The sequence below is a fragment of the Sphingomonas sp. NPDC019816 genome, from assembly GCF_050274375.1.
GTDB lineage: Bacteria > Pseudomonadota > Alphaproteobacteria > Sphingomonadales > Sphingomonadaceae > Sphingomonas.
Window position 1 is genome coordinate 34,717 of record NZ_JBNNOB010000004.1, and the last position, 24,083, is coordinate 58,799.

General features: G+C 66.3%; 19 protein-coding genes. 12 read left to right on the forward strand and 7 right to left on the reverse strand.

What is annotated here, in order from left to right; genetic code table 11:
• The first annotated feature begins 28 nt into the window (after positions 1-28).
• From ACQKJZ_RS01330 to ACQKJZ_RS01370, 9 genes are all read left to right on the forward strand, one after another.
• Positions 29-1,471 (forward strand): rhamnogalacturonidase, encoded by a 1,443-nt coding sequence (locus tag ACQKJZ_RS01330; RefSeq protein WP_427729732.1) that lies wholly within the window; start codon positions 29-31, stop codon positions 1,469-1,471.
• A gap of 103 nt (positions 1,472-1,574) precedes the next feature.
• Positions 1,575-2,378, forward strand: a complete 804-nt coding sequence (locus tag ACQKJZ_RS01335) for an IclR family transcriptional regulator (RefSeq protein WP_312489702.1) — start codon at positions 1,575-1,577, stop codon at positions 2,376-2,378.
• Positions 2,379-2,482: 104 nt separating this feature from the next.
• A complete protein-coding gene (locus ACQKJZ_RS01340) occupies positions 2,483-3,298 on the forward strand; it encodes a rhamnogalacturonan acetylesterase (protein ID WP_427729733.1) in 816 nt (271 codons plus the stop codon).
• On the forward strand, positions 3,286-4,545 hold the full coding sequence (locus tag ACQKJZ_RS01345; protein ID WP_427729734.1) for a rhamnogalacturonan acetylesterase: 1,260 nt from the start codon (positions 3,286-3,288) through the stop codon (positions 4,543-4,545). Before ACQKJZ_RS01340 ends, ACQKJZ_RS01345 begins: the two co-directional genes overlap by 13 nt.
• Positions 4,546-4,547: 2 nt before the next feature.
• A complete protein-coding gene (locus ACQKJZ_RS01350; protein ID WP_427729735.1) occupies positions 4,548-5,516 on the forward strand; it encodes an alpha/beta hydrolase in 969 nt (322 codons plus the stop codon).
• Complete coding sequence (locus ACQKJZ_RS01355; protein WP_427729736.1) at positions 5,513-5,830, forward strand: L-rhamnose mutarotase; 318 nt, start codon at positions 5,513-5,515, stop codon at positions 5,828-5,830. The genes ACQKJZ_RS01350 and ACQKJZ_RS01355 overlap by 4 nt, the downstream gene beginning before the upstream one ends.
• Positions 5,827-8,787 carry a beta-galactosidase gene (locus tag ACQKJZ_RS01360; protein WP_427729737.1) on the forward strand — a complete coding sequence of 987 codons (2,961 nt, stop codon included), beginning with the start codon at positions 5,827-5,829 and terminating at the stop codon, positions 8,785-8,787. The genes ACQKJZ_RS01355 and ACQKJZ_RS01360 overlap by 4 nt, the downstream gene beginning before the upstream one ends.
• Before the next feature lie 20 nt (positions 8,788-8,807).
• The gene (locus ACQKJZ_RS01365; RefSeq protein ID WP_427729738.1) at positions 8,808-9,920 is read left to right on the forward strand and encodes a glycoside hydrolase family 88/105 protein; all 1,113 of its coding nucleotides are present in this window, start codon (positions 8,808-8,810) and stop codon (positions 9,918-9,920) included.
• Positions 9,920-11,428, forward strand: a complete 1,509-nt coding sequence (locus ACQKJZ_RS01370; RefSeq protein ID WP_427729739.1) for an MFS transporter — start codon at positions 9,920-9,922, stop codon at positions 11,426-11,428. The genes ACQKJZ_RS01365 and ACQKJZ_RS01370 overlap by 1 nt, the downstream gene beginning before the upstream one ends.
• Positions 11,429-11,447: 19 nt before the next feature.
• Here ACQKJZ_RS01370 and ACQKJZ_RS01375 read toward each other — a convergent pair whose 3' ends face one another.
• Positions 11,448-13,361: a rhamnogalacturonan lyase gene (locus ACQKJZ_RS01375; RefSeq protein WP_427729740.1), complete on the reverse strand. Its 1,914-nt coding sequence runs from the start codon at positions 13,359-13,361 to the stop codon at positions 11,448-11,450.
• 237 nt (positions 13,362-13,598) lie between these two features.
• On the opposite strand from ACQKJZ_RS01375, the gene ACQKJZ_RS01380 reads away from it, so the two are divergent.
• Complete coding sequence (locus ACQKJZ_RS01380; protein ID WP_427729741.1) at positions 13,599-16,775, forward strand: TonB-dependent receptor; 3,177 nt, start codon at positions 13,599-13,601, stop codon at positions 16,773-16,775.
• 67 nt (positions 16,776-16,842) lie between these two features.
• Here the strand turns inward: ACQKJZ_RS01380 and ACQKJZ_RS01385 are convergent, their stop codons facing one another.
• The 6 genes from ACQKJZ_RS01385 to ACQKJZ_RS01410 all read right to left on the reverse strand — a co-directional run bounded on the left by ACQKJZ_RS01385 (position 16,843) and on the right by ACQKJZ_RS01410 (position 23,154).
• Positions 16,843-17,517, reverse strand: a complete 675-nt coding sequence (locus tag ACQKJZ_RS01385; protein ID WP_427729742.1) for a DUF6250 domain-containing protein — start codon at positions 17,515-17,517, stop codon at positions 16,843-16,845.
• Complete coding sequence (locus ACQKJZ_RS01390; RefSeq protein WP_427729743.1) at positions 17,514-20,279, reverse strand: Tat pathway signal sequence domain protein; 2,766 nt, start codon at positions 20,277-20,279, stop codon at positions 17,514-17,516. Before ACQKJZ_RS01390 ends, ACQKJZ_RS01385 begins: the two co-directional genes overlap by 4 nt.
• Positions 20,280-20,413: 134 nt before the next feature.
• A complete protein-coding gene (gene lldD, locus ACQKJZ_RS01395; RefSeq protein ID WP_427729744.1) occupies positions 20,414-21,547 on the reverse strand; it encodes an FMN-dependent L-lactate dehydrogenase LldD in 1,134 nt (377 codons plus the stop codon).
• Positions 21,548-21,565: 18 nt separating this feature from the next.
• The gene (locus tag ACQKJZ_RS01400) at positions 21,566-22,303 is read right to left on the reverse strand and encodes an FCD domain-containing protein (RefSeq protein ID WP_427729745.1); all 738 of its coding nucleotides are present in this window, start codon (positions 22,301-22,303) and stop codon (positions 21,566-21,568) included.
• Positions 22,304-22,674: 371 nt separating this feature from the next.
• Positions 22,675-22,845, reverse strand: a complete 171-nt coding sequence (locus ACQKJZ_RS01405; protein ID WP_082458494.1) for a metallothionein — start codon at positions 22,843-22,845, stop codon at positions 22,675-22,677.
• A gap of 3 nt (positions 22,846-22,848) precedes the next feature.
• A complete protein-coding gene (locus ACQKJZ_RS01410; protein WP_427729746.1) occupies positions 22,849-23,154 on the reverse strand; it encodes an ArsR/SmtB family transcription factor in 306 nt (101 codons plus the stop codon).
• Positions 23,155-23,273: 119 nt separating this feature from the next.
• Here ACQKJZ_RS01410 and ACQKJZ_RS01415 point away from each other — a divergent pair, with 119 nt between their 5' ends.
• Both ACQKJZ_RS01415 and ACQKJZ_RS01420 read left to right on the forward strand, forming a co-directional pair.
• Entirely contained in the window at positions 23,274-23,636 is a 363-nt protein-coding gene (locus ACQKJZ_RS01415; RefSeq protein WP_427729747.1) for a hypothetical protein, read from the forward strand.
• A gap of 14 nt (positions 23,637-23,650) precedes the next feature.
• Positions 23,651-24,049 (forward strand): hypothetical protein, encoded by a 399-nt coding sequence (locus ACQKJZ_RS01420; protein ID WP_427729748.1) that lies wholly within the window; start codon positions 23,651-23,653, stop codon positions 24,047-24,049.
• The last annotated feature ends 34 nt before the right edge of the window (positions 24,050-24,083 follow it).

The following is a 24,083-nucleotide window of genomic DNA, read 5'->3' on the forward strand; positions in this document are numbered from 1 at the left end:
GCCGGTCCATGCCCGGCAGTCGCTCGACGTGCGCCGGCTCGGGGCGCGGGGTGACGGGCGGACGCTGGATCATCATGCGATCAATGCCGCCATCGCCCAGGTCGCGCGCGGCGGCGGCGGCACGGTGGTGCTGCCCGCCGGACGGTATCTGTGCTTTTCGATACGGCTGGCGAGCGGCGTCGCGCTCTGGCTGGCCGAGGGTGCGGTGATCGAGGCGGCCGATCCCGCCCGTCATGGCGGGCGTTATGACGATCCCGAGCCGCGCGGGGCGCAGCTCTATCAGGATTTCGGCCACAGCCATTGGCATAACAGCCTGATCTGGGGCGACGGACTGCACGACATCGCCATTGGCGGCCCCGGCCGGATCGAGGGCATCGGCCTGACCCGCAACGGCCCCGGTTCGCGCTGGCGGGCGCAGACGGGCGAGCGCCCGCTGTCGATGCGCGGCATGAGCGCCGAGGCCATCGCCGCGCTGGAACCCGAGATCGACGCGATGCGGGGGCAAGGCAACAAGGCGATCGCCCTGCGCGACTGTCACCGCGTCGTGCTGGAGGGGCTGACCATCGATCGCGGCGGGCATATCGCGGTGCTGCTGACCGGGTGCACCCGAATCGCCATCGACCGGTTGACGATCGACAGCGAGCGTGACGGGATCGACCTGGACGGCATAGGCCATGCCAGCGTCACGCGGTGTCGTGTCAACACGCCCAATGACGACGCCATCGTCATCAAGAGCAGCCTTGCCATGGGGCGGCCCATCGGGGTGGAGGACATCGTCATCCGCGACTGTATCGTGTCGGGCTATGACCGCGGCACCATGCTCGACGGCACCTATGGCACGCGCCGGTGGTTCGCCCCCGACCGCGATGGCCCGACCGGGCGGATCAAGATCGGGACAGAGAGCAATGGCGGTTTCCGCAATATTTTGATCGAGGATTGCCGCTTCGAACGGTCGCGCGGCCTGGCGCTGGAGACGGTCGATGGCGGCGTGATGGAGGACGTCATCGCACGCCGCCTGACCCTCCACGACGTGACCAGCGCCCCGGTCTTCCTGCGGCTGGGCCATCGCGGGCGCGGGCCGGCGGGCGTGCCGGTCGGCGCGATGCGGGGGATCATGCTGAACGATATCGTCGCGACGGGAATCGACCACAACTATCCGCTGATCCTGGCCGGTTTGACGGGGCATCCGATCCGTGACGTGACGGTCGCACGCGTATCGCTCCACTATCGCGGCGGCGGCACCGGGGATGACGCCGCGCGTCTGCCCGAGGAGTTGGCGCACGCCTATCCCGAACCCAGCATGTTCGGCACCATGCCCGCCTGGGGCCTTTGGGCACGGCATGTCGATGGCTTGCGCGTCGATCGACTGACGCTGGACCATGATGGCGATGACGCACGCGCGCCCGTCGTCCTCGACGATGTCACCCGTATCACGGCGCGCGAAACATCGTTCTGGCCGCAAACCCGCTGATCGCCCGACGCTTTGCCCTCGACAGCTCGGCTCGGGACAGGCAAACACTTCCACAATATGATACGGACCGACAAATTTCGTCGCGTATCAGGAGAGTCCCGTCATGCCCGCATCCGCCAAATCCCCCAAGCCCGACGCGGGCGAAACCAAGGGCCCGACCGGCAGCCAGACCCTGCTGCGCGGCCTGGACCTGATCGACGAGGTCGCCGACCGCCCGATCGCGCTGGCCGAACTGGCCGAGCGGCTGGGCCTGACGCGCAGTACGACCCATCGGCTGGCGAGCGCGCTGATCGACCGGCGCTTCCTGATCTTCACGCCGCGCCAGGGTTACCGGTTGGGGCCGAAGCTGCTGGAATTGGGCTTCCTGGCCCAGCAACAGGCCGATGTCGTCCAGATCGGTCGCGACCATATCGAGGCGCTGGCCGCCACGTCGGAGGATACGGTGCATCTGGGCGTACGCGACGGGGACCGCGCGCTGTATCTCGACAAGATCCCCGGCCGCCGCCGCGTCGATATCTCCAGCCGGGTGGGCGACCGCCAGCCGATGACCTCCACCGGACTGGGCAAGGCGTTGATGCTGGACGACGATGCCCGGCAATGGCGCCAGCGTTTCGACGAGGAGCGCAGCGGCGACGCCAATGCGCCCGACTATGACGTGTGGCTGGATCGGATGCGTGGCTATGTCGACACCGGCATCGCCTACGACCTTGAGGAAAACGAGGATCAGATACGCTGCGTCGCGGCCCCGATCCGTGACGCCAGCGGCCGGATCGTCGCGGCGATCAGCGTGTCGAGCGCGGCGCAATATATGGCGGACGAACGCATGACGGCGCTGACCAGCGACGTACTGGGCACCGCGCACGCGATCAGCCGGGATTTGGGATGGCGGGAAAAGGATCGTCGGTAATTCCATCCCAAATGCCAAACGTCACTTGCACTATGTGGGATATACGCGCATAGTTCGGGAAAGCGGATCGTCGGAGGTCCGTGACATGGCGAGGGAGGGGATGCATGGCGAAGCGTCATTTGGCGGCTGTCGGGCTTTTGATGGCATCCATGCCATTTCTGTCCGCCGGCGCCGCTCCCCGAACCCTGCCGCCCGCGCGCGTCTTCATCGCCAGCGATTCGACCGCGCAGGACTATAAGCCCGGTAAATATCCGCTGTCGGGCTGGGGTTCGATGATCCGCTGCGCCTTCGGGCCGGAGGTCACCGTCGTGAACCGGGCGATCGGTGGACGCAGCACCAAGAGCTTCATGGCGGAGGGGCGGCTCGATGCCATCGCCCGGGACCTGCGGCCGGGCGATACGCTGCTGATCCAGTTCGGCCATAACGATGCCAATCAGGCCAAGGCCGAACGCTATACGCCGATCCCCGATTACGAAGACAATCTGAAGCGCTTCATCGCCGTGGCGCGCGACGCCGGCGCAAGGCCCGTCCTGCTGACCCCGGTCACCCGCCGCGCGTTCAAGGACGGGCATGTCGTCCCCAGCTTCCCGACCTATTCGGCGGCGGCCAGGCGCGTGGCGGCCCAACAGCACGTTCCGCTGATCGACCTGGCGGCACTGTCCGAACGCTGGATCGATCGACAGGGGCTGGAGGGGTCGCGGGTCTATTACCTGCATTATGCCAAGGGCGAGGGCTTGCCCGGCTATACCGACGCCGTCGACGACGACACTCATTTCAGCGAGTTGGGCGCGCGTCGCATCGCCGATCTGGTCGCGGGCGGGCTGGCGAAGACCGATCTGCCGATCGCCCGCCATATCGTGAAGAATCGCCCCGCCCTGACCCGTATGACGCCCGCCGGCGGGCCGGCATGCGTCGGCTGATCGTGGCGCTGGCGCTGGGCATGGCCACGTCCGCCGGGGCCCGGTCCCCCGCGCCGGATCGCTCCCCGGACCCGAGCCCGACGCGCCGCTTCGTCCTGGCGGACGATGTCAGGGAAGCTGGCGCCGTCCGGGTTCCCGCCGATCATCGCTTCGACCGCGACCATGGGTATGAGGCCGATCCGCATCTCTTCTCGGTCGCGGTGCCGCCCGGCAATTATGCGGTGACCGTGACACTGGGCGATCCGGCCCGCGCGGGCGATACCACGATCAAGGCGGAGAGCCGCCGCCTGATGCTGGCGGCGGTGCGGACCAAGCCAGGCGAGATCGTGACGCGCCGGTTCGTCGTCAATGTCCGAACGCCCGCCCTGACTCCGCCGCCCGCCAATGCGCCGGGCGGCCATGCGGTGCGGCTGAAGCCCCGCGAGATCGGATCGTTCAATTGGGACGACCGGCTGACCCTGGAAATCATCGGCCCCGCCCCCGCCGTGCGCGGCGTGACGATCGCGCCGGCGACCGTGCCGACGCTGTTCCTGCTGGGCGATTCCACCGTCACCGATCAGCCCGCCGAGCCGGCCGCGAGCTGGGGTCAGATGCTGCCCGTGTTCCTGTCGCCGGACATCGCGGTCGCCAACCATGCGGAGTCGGGCGAGACGCTGAAATCCTTCCTGACCGAACTGCGTCTCGACAAGGTGCTGGCCAGCGCGAAGCCCGGCGATTTCGCGATGATCCAGTTCGGCCATAACGACCAGAAGGTGCAGTGGCCGCAAACCCATGCCGATGCCGCGACGACCTACCCCGCCTATCTGCGCACGTATATCGCCGAGCTTCGGCACCGGGGGGTGACGCCGATCCTGGTCACCTCGCCCGAGCGGCGGCAGTGGACGGCGGACGGGCATATCCGGCCGACCCTGGGCGACTATCCCGCCGCCGTCCGCGCGGTCGGGACCGAGGAGCGAGTGCCGGTGATCGACCTGAACGCCGACTCGGTCCGCTTCTACGAGGCGCTGGGCCCGGCGCGTGCGCCGCTCGCGTTCAATGACCAGGGCCGGGATGCGACGCATCACGACAATTACGGCGCCTGGGTCCTGGCACGCGACGTGGCGGAGTGGATGCGGGCGATCCCGGCGCTGGCGGGGTTCGTGCGACGCGACTTGACTGCCTTCGACGCGGGCCGGCCGCCAGCCCCCGAGACCGTCGATGTGGCGGCCAGCACCATGCGCAGCAGCGAACGACCTGCGGGGAATTGACGATGACGCTCGACCGCCGAACCCTGATCGCCGCCGGACTATCGCTGACCGCCGCCCCGCGCGTCGCCATGGCCGCCTCGCCCGCGCAGCGCTTTCCGATCTGGCCCGCGACCCCGCCGGGCATGCCGACCCCGCCGGTCAGCGACGGCTTCGTCAGGCGTTCGGCCACCGGCCCCGCCGACGACATCGCCTGGCCGCATGTCGCCACGCCGATGCTCACCGTCTGCCCCGCCGCCAGGCCGACCGGTGCGGCGGTGCTGTTGATCCCGGGCGGTGGCTATGCCCGTGTCGCGGTCGGGCGTGAGCCGTCCCCCGTCGCGCGCTGGTTCGCCGGGCAAGGGGTCACCGCGTTCGACCTGCTCTATCGCCTGCCGCATGACGGCTGGGCGGCGGGCCCGGACGCACCGCTTCAGGATGCGCAGCGCGCGCTTCGCGTGATCCGCGCGCGGGCCGGCGAATGGGGGATCGACCCGGACAATATCGCGGCGATGGGCTTTTCGGCCGGCGGGCATCTGGCCGCGCGCCTCGCCGCGCGATCGATGCTGGCGACCTATCGGCCGGTCGATGCGACGGACGCGCAGGCGACCGGCGTTCAAGTCGTCGGGCTGTTCTTCCCGGTCATCACGATGACCCAAGCCTTCACCCATGGCCAGTCGAAGCGCGAATTGCTCGGCCGCGATGCCGACGCGACGCAGGCCGCGCGCTATTCCGCCGAGCTGAACCTGCCAGCCAACATGCCGCCGACCTTTCTGGGCCATGCCGCCGACGATCCGGTCGTCCCGGTCGCCAACAGCATCGCGATGTTCCAGGCGGTCCACGCCCTGCCCCGCCCCGCCGAGTTGCACATCGTGGAGACGGGCGGGCACGGCCCCCGCCTGATCGACGCGGATGGCAAGCCGCATCCCTGGCTCGCGCGCTTCGCGACCTTCGCCCGACGCCACGGCCTCAACATCCCCGGAGACGACGCATGAGCCAGCCCATCGCTTTTCGCATGATGCTGAAGCCCGGCATGGCGGAGGAATATCGCCGCCGTCACGACACGATCTGGCCCGATCTCGCCGAGGCGCTGCGCGAGGCGGGTATCTACGACTATTCGATCTTCCTCGACGAAGAGACGAACGCCCTGTTCGCCGTTCTGCGGCTACGCCCCGACGACCGGCGCGACATGCTGCCGGGTCAGCCGGTCATGCAGCGCTGGTGGGACTATATGGCCGATCTGATGGAGGTGCAGCCGGGCAATCGCCCGGTCGAAGCGCCCCTGACGCCGATGTTCCATTTCGCATGAGCATGATCGCCGCCTTGTTGCTGGCGGGGGCGGCCATGCCGCAGGCCGCGCCGACCGATCCGACACCGCGCGTGACCTTCGACCGCCATTCGCTGCGCATCGACGGCAAGCCGACGCTGATCTGGTCGAGCGAATTCCACCCCTTCCGCCTGCCCTCGCCCGATTTGTGGCGCGACATCCTCCAGAAGATGAAGGCCAGCGGCTTCAACACCGTCGCCATCTATATCGATTGGGGATTCCACAGCCCGAAACAGGGCGTGTACGACTTCAGCGGCATCCGCGACATCGACCGGTTGCTGACCATGGCGCAGGAGGAAGGGCTATATGTCATCACCCGCGCCGGGCCCTATGTGAACGCCGAGCTGTCGCGGGGCGGCTTTCCGGGATGGCTGGTCAACCAGTCGGGCAAGGCGCGCACCGACGATCCCGAATATCTGGCGGCGGTCGACGAGTGGTTGGGCCGCATCAATCCGATCATCGCGCGCCACCAGCTGGGGCGCGGTGGGACCGTCATCCTTCACCAGATCGAAAACGAACTGGCGCTCACCACGCCCGCGCAGAGCCGCTATATGCGGCATCTGTACGACAAGGCGCGTGGCCAGGGCATCACCGTGCCCATGTTCCACAACGATCAGGGGCGCAACGGCTACTGGGTGCCCAAAAGCTCGAACGTGCCGCTGACGGTCGAGGGGCCGCAGGAACTCTATGCGTTCGACGGTTATCCCGGCGGCGTGTGCGGTGTCGACAATAAGCCCACGCGCGGCGCCCCCGCCCCCGATTGGGGCCTGTACGGCCCCGGCGGCGCGAAGGGCGGTGCCAGCGCCTCGCCCAGGACGCCCGGCTTCATCGCGGAATTCGGCGGCGGCTGGTTCGACTATTGGGGGTCGAACGGCATGTATCCGTGCAACGCGATCCAGCGCGGCAGCGGCTATCAGCGGGTCTTCTACGGCACCAACATCGCCAACGGCATCGCCATCCAGAGCATTTACATGGGCTATGGCGGCACCAGCTGGGGCTGGCTGCCCGCGCCCGTGGTCTATACCTCCTACGACTATGGCTCGGCGATCGACGAGGCGCGCAACCTGCGACCCAAGGCGCTGGAGCTGAAGCAGATCGGCCAGTTCCTCGCCGCCGTGCCCGATCTGGCCCGGCTGGAGAAGGCGCCGCCCGTCACCATTGCGGGCAGCGACGCGGTGCAGGTCTATCACGACCGTAATCCCGACACCGACGCGCGCCTGCTGTTCGTCGCGCCCAAGCCGTCCAATGCGACCGGCGACGCACGTTTCACGGTCACGGCCGACCTGCCCGATGGGCGCTACAGCTTTACCAGCGAACTGCATGGCCGCGACGCCAAGCTGTTGGTGGCGGGGGTGAACCTCGAACGCCAGCGTCTGGTCTATTCCACCTCGGAACTGCAAACCTCGATCCGTCACGGCGCGGAGGATGTCGCGCTCTTCTATGGCCGTAGCGGAGAGCCGGGTGAGACGATGCTGCGCTATGCCACCGCGCCCAAGGTCACGGTGATCGACGGACAGGTCGCCAGCGACTTCGATGCCGCGCGGGGCGATCTTCGCCTGACCTATACGCATCGCGGCCTCGCCCGCGTGCGCATAGAGGGCGGCGGCCGGGCGCCGTTGCTGCTGCTGATCGGCGATGTGGCCGCCGGCCAGTCCTTCTTCCGGCAGGACGGCCTGCTGGAGCGCGGACCGGCGCTGGTTCGCCGCGCCACGGTGCGCGGCGGCATGCTCGACCTGACCGGGGATACCGAGGCCGCGGCACCGCTCGAAATCTGGGGGTCCGCGACGATCCGTTCGGTACGCTGGAACGGGCAGGCGGTGCCGGTCACCTCCACACCGAGCGGCAGCCTTGTCGCCAGGCGCCCCCTGCCCGGCCCCGGCGATCTCCCCCTGCCCGACCTGATGGCGGGGACGTGGCGTTATGCGCCGGGCTCGCCCGAGGCGCGGGCGGATTTTGACGACAGCGGCTGGACCGTCGCCGGGCGCGCGCGCAACGTCGCCACCATTCGACCACCGACGGGACAGCCCAACCTGGGGGCCGATGCCTATGGCTTCCACGACGGCGATGTCTGGTATCGCGGGCGCTTCACCGGCTCGGCCGAGGCACGGACCGTCACCATGCATTACGGCGCGGGCGGCGCGGGCATGCTGCAACTCTTCCTCGATGGAAAGCTGGTCGGCCAGCATGTGCTGGCGGGCGGCCTGCCCCGACCGATTACGACCGGGGTTGCGGCGTTCGATCTGCCCGCCGCGGCCCAGGCGCCGGGCGAGCATGTGCTGGCGGCGATGGTGCGGGTAAACGGCCATAACTGGGACTTGGACGTCGATGACGCGCACAAGGAACCACGCGGCCTGATATCCGTCTCGCTCGATCGGCCGGGGGGCGAGAGCTTCGCGGTACCGATCGCCTGGAAGATCCAGGGCCGTGCGGGTGGCGAGGACCTGCGCGATGTCGCGCGCGGCCCCAGCAACAATGGCGGCCTGTATGGCGAGCGGATGGGCTGGACATTGCCGGGCTTCGCCGACGCCGATTGGCAACAGGTGACGCTGGGCGAAGCCCGGCCCCATGCCGGCACCAGCTGGTATCGCACCGACTTCGACCTCTCCGTTGCCAAGGGCGAGGATGCGACCATCGGGCTTCAGATCGGGGACGCCACAACGCCCCGCTCGCCGACCCGCTACCGCGTGCTGATCTTCGTCAACGGATGGAACATGGGCCAGTTCGTGGCCAATGTCGGGCCGCAGCGGGTCTTCCCCATCCCGGAAGGCGTCCTGCATCATCGCGGCCGCAACACCCTGGCGCTCGCCGTCACCAGCGATGGCGCGGCCGGCAACACCATCGAGCCGGTGCGCCTCGTCACCCTGCATCACACGCGCGGCGGTGTGCCGGTCACCGACCTGGCCGCACCCGTTTATCGCGACCTCTATCCAACGCACTGATCTTTCGGAGACGATTTCCCGTGGCAGCCCTTAATCACGACATCCCGCGCGCCGAGGTGACGGCGCAGATCACCAAGCTGATCGACAACCTCGTCAACATCAAGGACGAGACGGGCGAGTTCCTGCTCCGCCTGGACGACGGACGCGTCATCGACACCAAGGGGTGGAACGACTGGGAATGGACGCACGGCATCGGCCTGTTCGGCCTGTACCGTTATTGTGAGCAGACCGGCGACGAGCAGGCGTGGGACGTCATGCTGAAATGGTTCGAGGACCGGTTCGCCGCCGGCACGCCGACCAAGAACATCAACACCATGTCGCCCTTCCTGACGCTCGCCAACCTGTACGAGCAGACCGGCGACCAGACCTATCTGCCCTATCTCGACATCTGGGCCGAATGGCTGATGGCCGATGACGGCCTGCCCAAGACCGAGGAAGGCGGCTTCCAGCATATCGTCTTCAATGACGAGAACCCGCAGGAAATGTGGGACGACACGCTGATGATGAGCGTGCTGCCGCTCGCCCGCATCGGCCAGATCCTGGACCGCCCGCATTATATCGAGGAGGCCAAGCGCCAGTTCCTCATCCACATCAAATATCTGTTCGATCGCCAGACCGGGCTTTGGTATCACGGCTGGACCTTCGACGGCCGCCACAATTTCGCGGGTGCGCTATGGGCGCGCGGCAATTGCTGGGTCACGATCGCGATCCCCGAGATCATCGAGATGCTCGATCTGCCGCCGGGCGACGCGTTCCGCACCTTCCTGATCGATACGCTGGCCGCGCAGGTGAAGACCCTGGCCGAGCATCAGGACGAGAGCGGCTTGTGGCACACGCTGATCGTTGATCCGACCAGCTATCTGGAGGCGTCGGCCACCGCCGGCTTCGCCTATGGCATCCTGAAGGCGGTGCGGAAGGGCTATCTGCCGCGCCACTATGAGGCGGTGGGGATCAAGGCGATCCGCGCGGTGCTCGCCAATATCGACGAGCAAGGCGAGTTGAAGCAGGTCAGCTTCGGCACGGCGATGGGTGACACCATGCAGTTCTACAAGGACATCGCGCTGACCTCGATGCCCTATGGTCAGAGCCTGGCGATCTGTGCGCTGGGCGAATTCCTGCGGACCTATATCTGATGTCCGGCCCCGCCATCGCGCCCGCCCCGGCCCGCCCGGTCCGCTGGTATAATTTCGCCGCCTATGGATCGAACGACATTCTGGGCGCCGGCTCGATGGCGGTCATCAGCACATGGGTGCTGTTCTTCTACACGACCTTTTGCGGCTTGTCGGCGGCGCAGGCGACGCTGATCTTCGGCATCGCCCGCGTGCTCGACGCGGTGGCCAGCCCGACGATCGGCTATATCTCCGATCGGTTCGGCAACACCTGGGCGGGGCGGAAGTTCGGGCGGCGGCGCGCCTTCATCCTCGCCGCCATCCCGCTGCTGCCGTCCTTCGCGATCATGTGGATCGCAGGCCAGAGCTTCTGGTATTATCTCGTAACCTATGTCCTGTTCGAGCTCGTCTACGCGCTCGAGATCATTCCGTTCGAGACGCTGGCCGCCGAAATGGCGAGCGATTACCGGACCAAGGCCAAGTTCGCCGGGTGGCGGATCATGTGCGGCCAGATTTCGGCGATCCTCGCCGCCATCCTGCCCGGCCGCCTGATCGAGCATCTGGGCAAGGATTCGCCCGACACCTATCTGTATATGGGCATATTGTTCTCCGCGCTGTTCATGCTGTCGGCGACGATGCTCTATCTGTTCAGCTGGGAGCGGCCGCGCTCGGCCGAGACCATGGCGCTGGCCCGCGAGCGCATGACGCCGCTGGCCGCGATCCGCGACCTGTACCGCAACCTGTTCTCGACGCTGCGCATCCGCGCGTTCCGCCTGCATCTGGGCATGTATCTGGGCGGCTATATCAGCCAGGACATCTTCAACGCCGCCTTCGCCTATTTCGTGGTCTTCGCGCTGGGCGGCACGACGCTGGCGGTGTCGAACCTGGCGGGCCTGACCTATGCCGTGCAGACCGTGGCGGTCCTGCTGGCGATCAATTTCGCGCTGCGCGCCTCGCCGGCCCGCGCCTACCGGATCGCGGTGGGCAGCTTCGCGCTGGGGGTGCTGCTGTTCCTGGGGCTGTGGTGGACGGGCCAGGGGGCGAGCGGCTGGATTTTCGTCCTGCCGGTCGCCTTTGCGGGGCTGGGACGCGGCGCGCTCAACTATATCCCGTGGGCGACCTATAACTACATGGCCGATGTCGACGAGATCGTCACCGGCCGTCGCCGCGAGGGCGCCTTTGCCGGCGTCATGACCTTCGTGCGCAAGATGTCGCAGGCCGCCGCCCTGATCGCGGTGGGGCAGATCCTGCAAGCCTCGGGATTCGTTACCGGCGCGGCCAGCCAATCCTCGGCGACCGTCCACGCCATCGTCGCGGTGATGGTCGGCGGCACGCTGGCGCTGCTCGCCTTTGGCCTGTGGGTCTCGCTGCGCTTCCGGCTCGACCCGGCAAGCCATGCGGTGCTGATGGACGAGATCGAACGACTGCGCGCCGGGGAACGCGAACCCGCCAGCCCGATGACCCGCGAGGTGGTCGAGGATCTGTCGGGCTGGCGCTACGATCAGCTTTGGGGACGTAACCCGGTCCTCTGACCGGGTCACGCCCGTCCATTCACTCCGCCGTGTCGGACGGCTTGGTGATGCCCAGATAAAAGCCGGTGTGCGGCGGCTGGTTATAGGCGGTGTTCTGCCACGCGATGCCCGCACGATAGACCGGGTCCTGCAACAAGGTCGTGATCCGGTGCGTCGTGGGCCACGGCGTGGTGTAGATGCGCAGTTCGCGATTGTCGGCGCTGCGCCACACCACCTCTTCGCGCCAGTCGCCGATCAGGTCGGCCTGAAGCGCCGGATTGGCCTTGGTCCCGTTGTTCGACGCCGCGCCCTCGGCCACCAGCAGCGGCTCGGCCTTGCCCATCTTCCAGTTCCACTTCGAGATGGTCGTGCCGTCGAGCAGCTCGCGAAGCAGGTCGCCGTCCCACCATATCGCGAAATTGGTCTGGCGGGGACGCGGCCCGATCGCCTTGCCATGGACGTCATAGAGGTCGGGTTGGTTCGATCCCCACATCTCCTCGCCGACATGGCGCGGATCGATATCGGCGGACAGGCCGCGCCCGGTGTCGTGCGCCGCCGGCGTGGTCCACAAAATCTCGCCGGTCCGCGCGTCGAGCAGGGCCGAGCCGATCCCGCCATTGCGCGGAATTTCCTCGAACACGCCGAATTTCTCCAGTCCCGGACGCGTCGGGTCGAGGTCGCCGACATGCATCGCATCGCCGTGATAGAGCGGCTGCGTCCATAGCCCCTTGCCGTCCGCATCGACCGCCATCGAGCCGTAGATCACCTCGTCCCGGCCATCGCCATTCACATCGGCAATACTGAGCTGGTGATTGCCCCGCGCGGCATAATCCTGATTGCCCGGCTGATCCGTATCGAATAGCCAGCGCTTCGTCAGCTTACCCGCTCGATAGTCCCAGGCGGCGATGGCGGTCCGGCCATAATATCCGCGCCCGAAGATCATGCTGGGGTGCCGGCCGTCCAGATAGGCGACACCCGCCAGGAACCGGTCGACGCGATTGCCATAGCCATCGCCCCAATGCTTCGCCATCCATGCGAAATCGGGGTCGTTGCGCGGCCCGCGCGGCGGATCATAGGGCGCAGTCGCCAGCGCGCGGCCGGTCCGCCCGTCGAATACCGTCAGATATTCCGGCCCGGTCAGGATGCGCCCCGCCAGCTTCGCGACCCGGCGCCCATCGGCCGTGATGTGCGCGCCGGTCCTGTCCGCCTGCGGTACCTCGCCGTCATGCTCGCGCCAGTCGGCCTTTGCATCGCCGATGACCTGGCCCGTGCCATCGACCGTGCCGTCGGCCGTCTTGACCGCCACCTCGGCACGGCCGTCGCCGTCGAAATCCTGTACCAGAAACTGGGTGTAATGGGCGCCGGCGCGGATATTGCGGCCCAGGTCGATCCGCCACAGCCGCTTGCCCGCCAGCGTATAGCCGTCGAGATAGACCGGTCCGGTATAGCCCGCCTGGCTGTTGTCGTGGCTGTTGGTCGGATCCCATTTCAGCACCAGATCGGGCTGCCCGTCCCCATCCAGATCGCCCATCCCGGCATCGTTCGCGGTATAGCCATAAGCCTCGCCATCGGGCGTCGTACCGCCGGGCGGCGGATCGAGCGGGATGGAGGCATAGCCCCTCGCCCAGACCGACACCGCAGGGCTGGTCGCGCCCGCCGCCCCGGATGCGATCATGCGCACGGCATAGCGGTTGGCGGCCGTCCCGTCAGCGTCGCGGAAGTTGGTCGATGCGGTGACAGGCCGCCGCGTGATCTTGCGGCCGTCGCGAAAGACCTCGAAGCCGACGCTTCGAGGATCGGTGGCGAGCGAACGCCAACTGACTAGCACCCCGCCCCCCTTCGCGGGAACCGCGACCACTCCCCGGTCCAGATGCTCTACCCGCCGCGCCTGCTCCTGCGCCGGACTCGCGGCCACGGGTCCATTGATTGCGATGAGCAATGCACACGGCGCCATCCCAGAATTGAACGCCCGCTTACCGATCACACCACCCTCCCATCCAATATTTCTTCTTTTCTCAATTGCTTGTCGCCGACTTGGCCGGACGCCGACGATCATAGCAGCGCTTCAGATAATTCCAATCTATATGATTGCATTCCACAATGTGGTTATATACAGTTTATTCCATTGGAGGGCCCCACCGTCACGAGCCGTAAAATAGCGGCAGGACGGTCGGGTGAGAGGGAGGATGCCATGACAGGTTTCGCCGCGACCACTGTATCATCGGAGGCGCAGGATCGGGGATTCGCCCGGCTGATGCTGCGTACTTCTGCCTGGAGCGTGCTGGCGGCCGGACTGATGTTCGGTTCGCCTGCTCTTGCCCAGGACAGCGCATCGTCATCGGGGGCCAGCCAGTCCACCCGAGGGGGCAAAACCACTGACGCGATCGATGGCGTCAGCCCCGCCGACATCATCGTTGTCGGCACACGCGCGTCGCTTCAATCGGCGATCGCCCGCAAGCGCAAGGCGGATACCATTGTCGACTCGATCGTCGCGGATGACATTGCGAGCTTCCCCGACAAGAATGTCGGCGACAGCCTGGCGCGGATTACCGGCGTTCAGTTGAGCCGCGATTTCGGCGAAGGCGTGAAAGTCTCGATTCGTGGTGTCGAGCCCGATCTCAACTGCGTCGAAATCAACGGCGTCAGCCAGATGTCGGCCACCGGCGAACGCTCGGGCGACTTTCGCGAACTGGCAACCGAACTCGTCAAATCGATCGATGTCTACAAGGGCTATGCCGCGAACCTCACCGAAGGCGGTCTCGGTGGCACCGTGTCGATCGAAACCCGTCGGCCGCTGGAACTGAAGAAGGCGCTGGCGTCGCTGGTCGGGTCGGCGCAACATCTCGACACGACGCAGAACTGGCGCCCGCGCCTGACCCTCATTGCCGGCACCCCCCATTTCCTGGTCGACGGGCTCGGCATATTGGTCAACGTCACCTATGACGACAAGACGACGCGTCAGGATTATATCAGCAACACCAATTGGCAGCGCATCGCCGATTTCGACCGCTCCGATCAGAAGACGGTCGCCGACCCGAATTATGCGAACTTCAACACCTATGCCAGTTGCGCGAATGTCGGCGGCGCCACGACCGCCGCTGCAACGGCACGCCGTCTGGCGTGTGAGACGCAGTTCTTCGACTGGGCTCCGACCGTCCCGCGCTATCGCAACTGGGTCCGCAACGACAAGCGCATTTCCGGCGACTTTCAGCTTCAATATGAATTCGCCAACAACTTCCGTGCCTTTGCGGGCGCGCAGATCAATAAGCGCAATCAGAAACTTCAGGATGCCAATTACTCGCTCGACATGGGCCGCTTCGAACGGTTCAACTATGATGCGCCGTTGTCGCCAGGACTGAATGGCGCGACGTCGCGGCCCCAGATCACGGCCGGTACCGCCACCGTTGGCGCGGATCACGTCGTCACCAGTTTCCGCACGGCTGACAACGCGGTGAATATCGGGACAGCGGCCGCGCCGGTCTATAACGGGGCGAGCGGTATTCTTGGCGTCCAACGTCGCAACTTCAGCTACGACCTGGATTCGAAATACTACACGACTGGTTTCGACTGGAAGCTGGATCGCCTGAATCTGAAGTTCCTGGCATCGCGTGCCACCGCGTCGGGCGTCCTGGATACCAACCTTCTCGCCTACGGCACCGGCGTCGCCGGCGTGACCGTGGACCGCCGCAACGCGCAAGGCATTCCGGTCTTCAACTTCCCGACCAACGTCAACCCGGCCGACCCCAGCATCTACACCGACTTGACGCGGCGTGGAGCCAACGGGCAATTGCTCGTGCCAGTCGGCCCCACATTGCAATATCGCCCTGGCCAGGATTCCAATAGCGAAGACCAGCTGAAGCTGGACGCCCGTTGGGATACCGGGCTGCCCTTCCTCAAGACCATCGAATATGGCGCGCAGCTACGCTGGCTGGATTTCGTGAGCTATCGTGGCGGCGGGTCGCGCCTGTTGACCCCGGCCAGCGGATCGACGCCGGCGAAGTACCAGTCCTCGGCAAACGTGTCGTTCAACACCAATATCACCAACAACGTCACCACGCGGCGTAACGGCAATACCTTCTTCCTGACCCCGACCGAATATGTCGCGCTGGTCAACGGCAATTCGACGCAAACCGGCGGCGCACCGCTGTTCACCGGCCTGCAGGGAGCGCCCTCGAACATTCCATCGCGGCTTGCCATTCCCGAATTCAATTCGGGCGCGCTGTCGCAATATTATGATCTGTCGGGCTTCGATCAGGATCTGGTGCTGACCGCCGATGGCCTGCCCCAGATACCCAGCGCCAAGATCAAGGAAACGATTGCGGCCGGCTATCTACAGGCGGACGTGGAGACCACCGTTCTCGGCATGCGGCTGAGCGGCAATGCCGGTGTACGCTATGTCTATACCCGCGATGTCGGGACCGGCACCAATGTCAGCCGCGTCAACCGTCGTACCGCCACGGGCGGAACCGAGCAGGTTGTTCTCGCTGCACAGCAACTCTCGCTCAGCAACAGCTATGTCGACATCCTGCCGACATTCAATGCCTTGCTGGAAATCACGCCGGACCTTGTTCTGCGGGGCAACTGGGCCAAGAACATGGCACGTCCCCGCCCGCTCGACTTGGTACCCAACATCAACTGCCTCGACGACCAGACGGTCACGGGCACCGACGACGTATGCACCGCCGGCAACCCCGACCTGAAACCCTATCGCGTCAATCAGTGGGAGGCCAACCTGGCCTGGTATCCCAACAAGGATACGATGGTCAGCCTGGGCTATTTCAAGAAGGATATTTCCAGCTTCGTCATCCAGAACATCACGCGCAGCGGCGTCGATCTGTTCCGGGATGGCATCACCTATACCGTGCGTCAGCCGACGAACGGCGCGGGCGCGTTGCTGGATGGGATTGAGGCCACGGCGCAGACGGCGTTCACCTTCCTGCCCCAACCCTTTGACGGCTTCGGCGCGAGTGCCAACGCCACCTTCGCGCGTGCCATCCGAACCAACCTGATCAACAATGCGACCAATGCCGAATTGCGCGAATATCCGGGCCTGTCGAAATGGACCTGGAACGCCAGCGTTTTCTACGACAAGGGCTGGTTGAACGCGCGACTGAGCTACAATTACCGGTCCGATTGGCTGGATACGGTCGTCAGTGCGCCCAACGGCAACAATCCGCTCTATCGCCGGGGTGAAGGATATCTGGATGCGAAGGTCGTGTTCCGCTTCCCGGAATGGCACTATCAGCTGTTCATGGAGATGCAGAACATCACCAAGGAGTATTCGCAACTCTATATCAACAAGTCGATGCCGGTTGATCTCTACTATCCGGGCCAGCGCTTCTTCGCCGGGTTCCAGCTCAAGTTCTGAGCCGTATCCCTGCGACGTTTTCCCTCCAACTATGACGGGCCGGATCACTGTGATCCGGCCCATATTTTTATCGAACCAATTGCTTGATCCGCACATTGCGCACCCGCAAATGGCTCCGGGTCGTGCGCAGGCCGAACCAGCCGCGCCGATAGGGCGCGGGGTCGTGCAGGGTGAACAATCGCCGGCCGTCGCGCTCCACCGCTATATCCTGCCCCCACGCGATCAGGCGGATATGCGTCCATCGATTGGGCACGAGCATCGCCGCCGCATCGCGCCGATCATGTTCGGGCAGCAGAGGGCGCACGCCCGCTTGCCCGACGTAGCGCCGCATCCGGGTGGTGGTGTTTCGATTGCCGCCGATCCCGACATAATAGGTACGCAGGTCGTCATAGGCGGCAAAGGCACCGTTCCGCCGCCGCGCCAGCACCGATCCGCTGGGCACATGCGGATCATGCGCCATCCAGAAGGCGTTGACGTCGCTGACCGCGTCATACGGGCCGCCCGCCCGCACGGCCATCACGTCATACTCGATCGCGACCGCGCCCGTCAGCGCATGGCGATACCACAAGGTCACGCCATCGGCCGCCTCGATGTCGAGGACACCGTCCTTCGCGGTGACATGCGCGCCCGGCTCCGCCTCGATCCGCCAGCGCGAAAGGTCGTTCGCCTTGAATTCGTCCGCCAGCCGGGAAGCGGGCGCGGCCGTCGCCGCCACAAACGCCGCCAGCATGACGGCGATCATGCGCCAGCGCGATCGAGCAGGGGTGCCAGCAGTACGAGGTTGGCGGTCGCCGCCAGTCCCCATTGCGCGGCATCGTTGGTCGACACATCGTCCATTTCATCGACCGGATTGAGCACGGCGGGCGGCATGATCCGGTACGTGCCCTTCTTCTGATCGCGTCCGGCCCGGTCGCCGGTGCCGTTGAACTCCGCCCAGGCGCGTCTCGCCAGCAACGGGTCGTCGCGCTGAACCGCGGCATAGGCGGTAAAGCGCGAATGCGCCTGGGTCAGCCCCCGCCCCTTGCCGACGTCACCCGTCTTGGCGCCGAAGGCCGTCTCGGACGCATTATAGAAGGCGCAATAATCCAGCCACGCCTCCCGATAGGCCGGTACGTCGAGCAGATCGAGCAGTTCGGCCATCGTCTCGAAGACGCCGAAAACGCCGTTCAAATGGCTCATGCTGACGCGGTCGCCGCCGCCGACGAACCGTTTGGTGGCAAGATCGAACGGCGCGCCGCCCGCGAACCATTGTTTGGGCAACGCCGCCAGCGACTGCATGCCGGCCACGATCCGGTCGCGCCAGCGCGGATCCCGCGTCCGCTCCCACTCGGTCATCCACGCCGCCACCAGCGGCCCCCAGACCGTTCCGAATTGCACGAAGACCTGGCCCGGCGGCAACGGCTGGTCGGGCAGCACCGCACCCGTCCCCCCCGGCGGCCTCGAGCCGTCCAGGCGCGCCTCGACCTTTCGGCCGATCTCGACATTGCGCAGCGTCTGGTCGCAATCGACCAGCGCGTGCATCAGGTCGCCGCAGCGCTCATCGGCCGCGATATAATAGAAGATGCGCTTGAAGGCGGCGTTGGAAATGCGGGGCTGCTTGGAGCTGTCGCCCCAATGCTGCACGCCGTGGCGCGTGCCGAATCCCTTGAACCGGCCGAGATGATAGACATCGACCTCGCTGGTATGGCGCGTCATCGCCTCGGCCATGCGAAACACGTCGGCCCGGCCGGTGCGCAGATAGGCGTACCATAGCCACAAATCGGTCGACAGCTCGCTATTGTCCCAGGCGTAGCCGCCGATGTCGTAGCGCCAGACATGCCGGTCCCCGTCATAGCTGTGCATGACATCGCCGTAGTTCCAGAAGCCGTACCAACGCCGCTGGTCGACCTGCCCGATATAGAAGTCCAGTTCGCGCGTCGCCCGCGCCTCGATCGCGCCGCGCAGCCCGGGCCCCGAGGGGCCCGCCTGGTTCCAGATGCCGAAAACCCCGGCGGCATGGATCGTCGCATTCGCCGGCACGATGCGCGGCGGCGCGACGGTCTGTGCGGCCATGCGGGCAAGGCGCGCGCGCGGCGGGGTGGCGGGCAAGGCCCAGAGCCGGAATTCCGTCGTCCGGGCGATACCGGTCGCCTCGCCCCAGCCGGGCTCGAAATCCTCATAGGTGATGTCGAGGCCGAGATTCTGGTGGGCATAATCGGCCATGCCCATGGTATCGTGATAGAAGCGCAGGTCCATCGCGGGGGCGTCGGGCGCGTGATACCACAGGCTGAAGCGCGCCGCATCGCCCGCCGCGCCGCTGACGTCCAGCCCAACGGGGCAACGCTGCCAGAAATCCTGCATCGCGAAGGCGACGCCCCCGCTCACCCCACCGACATAGCCCAGCCCCGCCGCCCGGCCTCCACCATCGACCTCGATCCAGCCATGGCCGGGCCCTGTCCGCTTGGTGATCGCAAAGCCACCGGCATTGGGTTGCCGAAGACGGAAATCGCCCCAGGCGGGGATATAGTCCAGCTTGTCACGCACGGCGGGTGCCATGGTCGCAAGCGGGGGGATCGCCCTGCCCTCGGTCTGGGCCTGGCGGAACGCCTTGCCGGGATCGCGACGCAGGCCCGTCAGAGGCCGGATCGCCTCCGCCCAAAGGCCGCCATCTTGGCCGGCGAACCGCACATGCCGATCGGGCAGCGCGTCCACCATCGGCACCTCGCCCTCAAGCCCCAACCCCCGGACGAAGCGGTGCGCCGGATCGCCATCGAATATCAGGCTGTGAACGATACGGACCGAATCCGATCCCGCATGGAAATAGAGACGAAGCGAAAAGGGAAGCCATTGTTCGCCCTCGCCCTGATGCATGCCTTCGACCCGGACGACGGCGCGGATCGGCCCATCCTGCTCGACGACCGTCCGCGCGATCCGCCCGGCATAGCGCAACAGCCGCGTCGCTTGCCGGCCGTCGTCATCGTCCTGGGAATGGCCGAGCGCGGTAGCGGTCAGGCCGACGTCGCGCATCACCACCCTGCCCCCACGCGTCGCGGTACGGATGATGGCGCCACCCTGACGGCCGATCGTCCAGACGGTCCCATCGACCGACACGCTGATCGCATCGGCCGTTTGGCGCAGCCGGACGGCGCCAGGTGCGGCCCGACCGCGCCCCGCCTCCACCCGCAACCCGCCGGTGCGGCCGGCGTCGGCCGGGGCGGCGTGGCCCGTCCATTTGATCGACCCGTCCGGCCACCAGGCCAGCGGCCAGCTTTGCAACGCCTGCGTGTCGCCGCTCCCCGCCAGCCGATATTCGCGCGCCATCCGCGTGCCACGCGGCCAGGGCTGGCCCCATGTCACCCCCTCATGGCTTTCGGGGGGCACCGCTTCGAGCCAATGCGCGGCTCCGGGGGTCACCGCATCAGGGTCGGCAGACATCACGGGCTTGGCGGCCGGGGCACCGGTTGACGGCATCACCAATGCCGCCGAACTCGACATCAGGAAGGTCCTGCGGCTCCAATCGGGCATCGGCGCACTCTCCTTATTATGGAATTGACGCCCATATTATGGAAGACAGTGCGAAGCGTCAAAGCTTTCCCCGTTTCCGGCCGCCGCCACCAACGTTCGTACGGACCATCGGTCGTCCGCACTCACCCGCGCGCTCACCCTGCGAGGATGGTGGCGTCGATATCGGCGATCCTCCTTACGCCGGTCAGCGCCATCGCCACGCGCATTTCGCGCGCGAACAGGTCGAGGAGGTTGGCGACGCCCGCCTCGCCATGGGTCGCCAGCGCATAGATGAACGCACGCCCCAGCAGGGTCGCGTCGGCCCCCAGCGCCAGCATCCGCACCACGTCCAGGCCCGAGCGGATACCCGAGTCGGCGAGGATCGCGATCTGTCCCTTCACCGCGTCGGCGATGGCCGGCAACGCCCGCGCCGACGACAGCACGCCGTCCAGCTGCCGCCCGCCATGGTTGGACACGACGATACCCTGCGCACCGAACCGCACCGCCTCGCGCGCGTCCTCGACATCCAGGATACCCTTGATGACGATCGCGCCTTTCCAGACGTCGCGAATCCACTGAAGGTCGCGCCAGCTGATCGACGGATCGAAATTGGCGCCCAGCCAGCCGATATAATCCTTCAGGCCCGTCGCCGCGCCGCGATAGGCCGAGATGTTGCCCAGATCGTGCGGGCGGCCGCGCAAGCCCACATCCCAGGCCCAGCGCGGATGCAGCATCGCCTGGATCATGCGCCGCCATGGGGCATAGGGCCCCGACATGCCCGAATGGGCATCGCGGTAGCGCGCACCGGACACCGGCATGTCGACGGTGAACACCAATGTGGTCACCCCCGCCGCCTGCGCGCGCTCCAGCGCGTCGCGCATGAAACCGCGATCCTTCAGCACATAGAGCTGGAACCAGATCGGCGCGGACGATTGCCGCTGCACCTCGTCGATCGCGCACACCGACACCGTCGACAGGGTGAAGGGCACCCGCTTGGTCGCCGCCGCGCGCGCCGCCTGCACTTCGCCGCGCCGCGCATACATCCCGGTCAGACCGACCGGCGCCAGCACCACCGGCATGTCGACCGCCTGGCCGAACAATGTGGTCGTCAGGTCGATGTCCGCGACATCGCGCAGCACGCGTTGGCGCAAGGCCACCTCCGAGAGGTCGGATACGTTGCGCCCCAGCGTATGTTCGGCATAGGCCCCGCCATCGATATAGTGGAACAGGAACGGCGGCAGGCGGCGGCGGGCAGCTTCGCGATAGTCGGTGGTAGCGGAAATGATCATCGGCACGTTCCCCAGGGGCTATAGCATGTCGCCGACATCACGGGCGGCGGCGGCGCGCGCGTCGCGGGCCAGGTCCTCCTCGACCCGTCGCACCGTGTCGCGCACGAAGGCGAGATGGACATCGGCCGCATCGCGCGCGCCATCGGCGTCACCGGCCAGGATGCGGTCCATGATCGTGCGGTGCTGCACCGACAGTGCGTCGAAGGTCAGCGGCACCGCATAGATCTTCTGCCGGCTCTGCGAGATGCTGGTGTGCAACAGTCCGAACAGGCTGGACATCACATGGGTCAGCACGGCGTTGTGCGAGGCATGCGCGATGGCGAGGTGGAAGGCGGCATCGGCATGGGACGCCGCCAGCAGATCCCCCTCACCGTGCAGCTTCTCCATGGCGTCGAACCGGCGGCGGATACGGTCCTTGTCCACCCCATCGGCGCGCCGCGCCGCATGATAGGCGGCGGTGCCGTCCAGCGCTTCGCGCACTTCGAAGATATCATGGTCATAGCCGGGATCGACCTTCATCAGCGGCGCCAGTGGTGCCGCGATCATCCGCTCGGTCCATTGCGCGGGGGGCTCGGCCAGGGTGGCGCCGGCGCGGGGCCGAATGGTGATCCGCCCCCGCGCCGCGAGTCGGTTCATCGCTTCGCGCAGGCTGTTCCGCGATACGCCCAGCGCTTCCGCCAGGGCCCGCTCGGACGGCAGCCGTGCGCCGGGCAACAGCTTGCGGCGGGCGATCAATGCCTCAAGGGCGACGTCCACCGGCTTCGACGCGCGCGCTGGTTCGGACGGGAAGTTCACGGGATCACCACGCGCGGCAGGCGACAGCGGCCATCGGACGCATGGTGATCGCGACGGCAAGCCAAACCCCCTGATGTCGTACGACCGATCATGCCCCGCGCTCGTAACTCAAGATGCACACCAGCCTGGTCGGACCAGTTCGGTACGTGATCGTTTCTATGTCCGAGAGGGTGGCCTGCGCGTCAAGCCGGTCGATCTATATGAGCCGCTTTCTGGTCCTACCAACGGGCCTTGCTCCCGCGCAAGTATCGCCGCGGCGGTGTGCGGGCCTCGCCAACGAAGAAGGGACCGGCTTTCACCGGTCCCTTCCTAGGCGATAAGGATATCGCGGATCAGCCGTGGCAGGGGCAACCGGCATGGTCGCAGCCCGCCGACTGCTGGTGATGATTGGCACAATTCTCACCGCAGAAGATGCGGCCCTCGGCCTCGACACCATTGCTGGTGCTGACGACGCAGACGCAGTCATTGCAGGCGCACTTCACCATTTCGACATTGACGCTCATGTTTCAGTCCTCGTGTCCGTGATCTTCGGGTTCCAGCACGTGGTCCATCATGTTGGTCAGCATGGTACGAACGTGACAGTCGGGCAGCGCGTAGAAGACGTTTCGTCCCGACCGCGCCTGCTTCAGCAATCGACCGGCACGCAACAGCCGCAGATGTTGCGAAACCAGGCTCTGGCTGATGCCCACCTGTTCGGTGAGTTCCCCCACCGATCGCGGCCCGTCGAGACAGGCCACCACCAGGCGAAGCCGGTTCGGCTCGCCCAGCAAGCGGAATAGTTCGGCCAGCTGCGTTCCCTCGTCCTGTGTCATGCATCCATCAAGATATGAACAGATGCTAATATGTATGTATGGCCGCTTTTGTCAAGCGGGTATATGACCATCGGGGGGGGTGAGGTTGATCCGGGCCGCACGCTGTGTCAGGCGAAGCCATGCAACCACATATCCGTGCGATAATCGCGGCCTCGGCCCATGCGCTGGTGACCGGCAAGAAGGTGGCCGGCCTGTATGACCATTTGGCCGCCCGCCACCTGAAAATCGCGGCGGAAGCGCGCGGCGGTCATCTTCAGGGCTTTGACGGCGACCGGGCCTCGAAGTTCGGGGGCACCCTTCCCGAATTGCAGGATATCGGCGCCGGGGCCCAGATCCATATGGAGATGGAGGATGGCGGCGTGCGCGGCTATGACCGCAGCACGTCCAGCCATTTCAACGCCAAGGTCGATGACGCGCTGGTCCGCCTCTACGATCATGCCGATGGCGCGTGGTTCAGCTTCACCGTTCAGGTCGCGCCCTGACCGAACCCCGGGCGATGAAGTCGGCGCATGACGGGACGATGGAAAAGCGGATGAACGACATGGCGACGGCATGGGACGGCGACCGCGTTCGCACATGGCTGGACCGCCGGATGGCGGCCGCCCGGCTCGATCAGGCGGCGGCCGATCGGCGCGGCTATGATGCCCGGGACGATTACGACAAGGCGGCAGCGGAGGAATGGGTGTGCCGGGCGTTGCGGACGCACGCGTCGACCGACGATCAGGCCGCCTTCGCCGCGCAGGTGAAGACGCTGCTCGGTCAGGACGAATATCGCATGACGGGCATCCATGACGATCACCGGTTCGAGCGACATGTCCGCGCTCATCTGCGCAAGATCGCCAAGATGACCAAGGCCAATGAGGGGTTCGCAAACACGTTGCGGTATCAGGCATAAGCGCCCTGTCCGGGTGGCGGCATCGACCGCCACC

Excerpts from the sequence above, each read along its gene's own strand:
- ACQKJZ_RS01335 (WP_312489702.1), top strand. The coding sequence starts at position 1,575 with ATGCCCGCATCCGCCAAATCCCCCAAGCCCGACGCGGGCGAAACCAAG.
- ACQKJZ_RS01405 (WP_082458494.1), bottom strand. The coding sequence starts at position 22,845 with ATGAGCGTCAATGTCGAAATGGTGAAGTGCGCCTGCAATGACTGCGTC.
- ACQKJZ_RS01380 (WP_427729741.1), top strand. The coding sequence starts at position 13,599 with ATGACAGGTTTCGCCGCGACCACTGTATCATCGGAGGCGCAGGATCGG.
- ACQKJZ_RS01375 (WP_427729740.1), bottom strand. The coding sequence starts at position 13,361 with ATGGCGCCGTGTGCATTGCTCATCGCAATCAATGGACCCGTGGCCGCG.
- ACQKJZ_RS01370 (WP_427729739.1), top strand. The coding sequence starts at position 9,920 with ATGTCCGGCCCCGCCATCGCGCCCGCCCCGGCCCGCCCGGTCCGCTGG.
- ACQKJZ_RS01360 (WP_427729737.1), top strand. The coding sequence starts at position 5,827 with ATGAGCATGATCGCCGCCTTGTTGCTGGCGGGGGCGGCCATGCCGCAG.
- ACQKJZ_RS01345 (WP_427729734.1), top strand. The coding sequence starts at position 3,286 with ATGCGTCGGCTGATCGTGGCGCTGGCGCTGGGCATGGCCACGTCCGCC.
- ACQKJZ_RS01355 (WP_427729736.1), top strand. The coding sequence starts at position 5,513 with ATGAGCCAGCCCATCGCTTTTCGCATGATGCTGAAGCCCGGCATGGCG.
- ACQKJZ_RS01420 (WP_427729748.1), top strand. The coding sequence starts at position 23,651 with ATGAAGTCGGCGCATGACGGGACGATGGAAAAGCGGATGAACGACATG.
- ACQKJZ_RS01415 (WP_427729747.1), top strand. The coding sequence starts at position 23,274 with ATGCAACCACATATCCGTGCGATAATCGCGGCCTCGGCCCATGCGCTG.
- ACQKJZ_RS01340 (WP_427729733.1), top strand. The coding sequence starts at position 2,483 with ATGGCGAAGCGTCATTTGGCGGCTGTCGGGCTTTTGATGGCATCCATG.
- ACQKJZ_RS01390 (WP_427729743.1), bottom strand. The coding sequence starts at position 20,279 with ATGCCCGATTGGAGCCGCAGGACCTTCCTGATGTCGAGTTCGGCGGCA.
- ACQKJZ_RS01385 (WP_427729742.1), bottom strand. The coding sequence starts at position 17,517 with ATGATCGCCGTCATGCTGGCGGCGTTTGTGGCGGCGACGGCCGCGCCC.
- lldD (WP_427729744.1), bottom strand. The coding sequence starts at position 21,547 with ATGATCATTTCCGCTACCACCGACTATCGCGAAGCTGCCCGCCGCCGC.
- ACQKJZ_RS01350 (WP_427729735.1), top strand. The coding sequence starts at position 4,548 with ATGACGCTCGACCGCCGAACCCTGATCGCCGCCGGACTATCGCTGACC.
- ACQKJZ_RS01410 (WP_427729746.1), bottom strand. The coding sequence starts at position 23,154 with ATGACACAGGACGAGGGAACGCAGCTGGCCGAACTATTCCGCTTGCTG.